The organism is Streptococcus pseudopneumoniae, from assembly GCF_038148935.1.
In the GTDB taxonomy this organism is placed as follows: Bacteria; Bacillota; Bacilli; order Lactobacillales; family Streptococcaceae; genus Streptococcus; species Streptococcus pseudopneumoniae_U.
In genome coordinates this window covers 1-2,473 of record NZ_JBBJZX010000147.1, presented here as the reverse complement: position 1 = coordinate 2,473, position 2,473 = coordinate 1, and the positions used below count along the sequence as shown (strand labels likewise).

The following is a 2,473-nucleotide window of genomic DNA, read 5'->3' as shown; positions in this document are numbered from 1 at the left end:
CGACGCTGACGTAGTTTGAATTTGATTTTCGAAGAGTATTACCATCATAACATCCATAAAAACAAGCTTTCTCTAAAAGAAAATGAGCGTAGCAATGACCAATACAAGATCTCGGAAAATATGACCATAAAAGGAAACTTCCTTCTTAACCGAATTTGGGACAAGATAGGCGGCAAAAAACAAACCTAGTCCAATATAAATCAGAAGAGAGACAATGGTCATTGGATTTCTTAAGAAGAGAAGTGTTGCTAAAATAGTCACCAACACTGTCTTTTTTCTGTCTAACATAGCAAGTAAATCGCGCATGTATTTTTTCAAGGGTAAAAAAATCAGCAAATCTAGCCCAAATAGAAAGAAAAAGGATGGCAATAAAAAGTCAACTAATTCTTGCTGCAACGTATTTTTGATGAACAAGTTGTCTGACAAGACAAGAACAGCTCCTAACAAATTAATTAAGAGTAACATACTGTAAAAAAGATTCACTGACTTCTTACTAGCTAGGACACTATGGACTTCTTGCTTACGGGTATAAAGATAATTTACTCCAGCACAGATTCCTGAAACGAAGACCATACTTCCGATGAAAAAAGCTGTACTTTGTTTAAAGGACAAGATGCATTCTTTCCATAGGAAACAGCTACTCAAACTGATTTGAATTAAAGCTAACAAAAATAAGATTCTCATTGATTTCATCTTTTCTCTCCCTTCCTACCAATCATTATACTCGGAGAAAAGAGAGAACTGTTTCCAATCTTCTCAAATGTCTCTTTAAGACGCTAAACAAACACCAGAGACTAATACTCAATGAAAATCAAAGAGCTGACGTGGTTTGAAGAGATTTTGGAAGAATATAAATTTGAAATAAGGCTGATAGTATTCATTTCACTATCAGCCTTACAGGTTATTTAACGTTTCAGAAAAACTATAATGTCAAGATTAACTAAACAGTATCTAATTCCTTCAAATAATTTTCTATCTTCATCAACATTAAAGGATTGTTATAAATCTTACATAACTCTTTTGCTTCTATATAATAATTTTTGACTTGTTCTTTGTCTAGAAATTTGGCTCCAGCATTTCCTACAAGAATAAGTAGAGGAGCCAGTTGGTAGCTTGTCTGTCTTTGTTTACAGAGTTCAATCGTCTCAAGAGCTTCTTGGATGGCTTCGTTATATTTTTCCTTTGATACTAGGTAGTGAGCGTAGTTGTAACGAACTCTGATGTAGCCAAATAAAAACTCTTGATGCTCAAAATTTTTTGTCTGATATAACTCCATCAAATGAGAGTAGTTTGCCTCATATTCTTGTTCACGACCCACTAAGGAATAGAAATTAGATAGAGTATTCAGTACCTTTAAATAAATCAGAGTAGTTGAGGAGACTTTTAATAATATATTTTCCAATGAAGAAATAGCCTCACACTTACTGTCATATTGATAGAAGTCAATAATAGCTTTAATCCATTCAAGGTAAGTTCGGTCTTCTAGTGTTAGAAAAGTACTTCGTTCAATCTCTATTCTATAAATATATTCCAAATCGTCATAATTTCTATCATCTAATAGTCGAGCAGATAATTGCTTGAAATTAGAGAGGTTAGATTTAATTTCAATTTGTTCATTAAAAAAATAATCTAATGGCACTTCGAGTCGTTGGGAGAGTTTGAACAAAAGGTCTGCGGAGGGAATGAAATGCCCTCTCTCAATTTTACTAATCTGGCTTTGTTCACAAAGTCCTTCTGCAAGAGTTTGTTGGGAGAGTCTCAACTCTTTTCTTTTCAATCTGAATTTCTCTGCGAGTGTATTCATTAAAGATAATAAACCTTCCTATTTGCTTAATTTCATTATAAATTTTTTAGTTCAAAATAGCAAGTTAAAGGAATAAAAAATGTTTATGTTTAATAATATAAAAAAAAAGTTAAAATGAACATAAATACTTGAATAAATAAAATATATATGTTAGAATAAAAATAAGGAAAAAGAAAGGGGTTTCATTGCATGAGAAAAAAACGTGGAATTAAAAAAATAGTTATATTTGTATTACTAAGTGTTCTTGCATTTGGTAATACAATCCCCTATCAACAGTTATTCAGAAGGATAAACGATTGGAGATTCGAGTAGAATCACAAAAGAAGTCCAATGATCTTGATGTTGGGAAGGCTGATTGATTTCGTATTACTTTAAAATTCAACTATTTAGAGAGAAGAAGATTCTTTTATCAATAGTTTAGTAAGCTTGTTTAGTTTATAGAGGTCAGGGGTATTTCTGCCCTCTGTTTTAGAATAAGGAATGCACTATGAAAAAATTATTTATACTCATATCCAACCTGCTTGCTAGTTTGTTCTTTGTTTGGGTATTTACCATTTGGACTGATACATATGTCTCCTATTATTACCCCAACGTTGTTGTACGTGATTCTTCCCCTGAAACAACTTTTCAGCATGTTGCTACACGCTTGGAAAAACTAGCAGAAGAAAC

The 2,473-nt window shown here is 32.3% G+C and carries 2 protein-coding genes and 2 pseudogenes; 2 read left to right on the top strand and 2 right to left on the bottom strand.

The features are described from left to right. Positions 1-72: 72 nt before the first annotated feature. Entirely contained in the window at positions 73-693 is a 621-nt protein-coding gene (locus tag WKI42_RS10125; protein WP_368081856.1) for a hypothetical protein, read from the bottom strand. Positions 694-940: 247 nt separating this feature from the next. Then, positions 941-1,804: a helix-turn-helix transcriptional regulator gene (locus WKI42_RS10120; protein WP_368081855.1), complete on the bottom strand. Its 864-nt coding sequence runs from the start codon at positions 1,802-1,804 to the stop codon at positions 941-943. Between the two features lie 189 nt (positions 1,805-1,993). Between WKI42_RS10120 and WKI42_RS10115 the strand changes: the two are divergent. After that, positions 1,994-2,163: pseudogene (locus tag WKI42_RS10115) on the top strand (PhrA family quorum-sensing system peptide). A 128-nt stretch (positions 2,164-2,291) separates the two neighbouring features. Continuing rightward, positions 2,292-2,473: pseudogene (locus WKI42_RS10110) on the top strand (hypothetical protein); the annotation flags it as partial.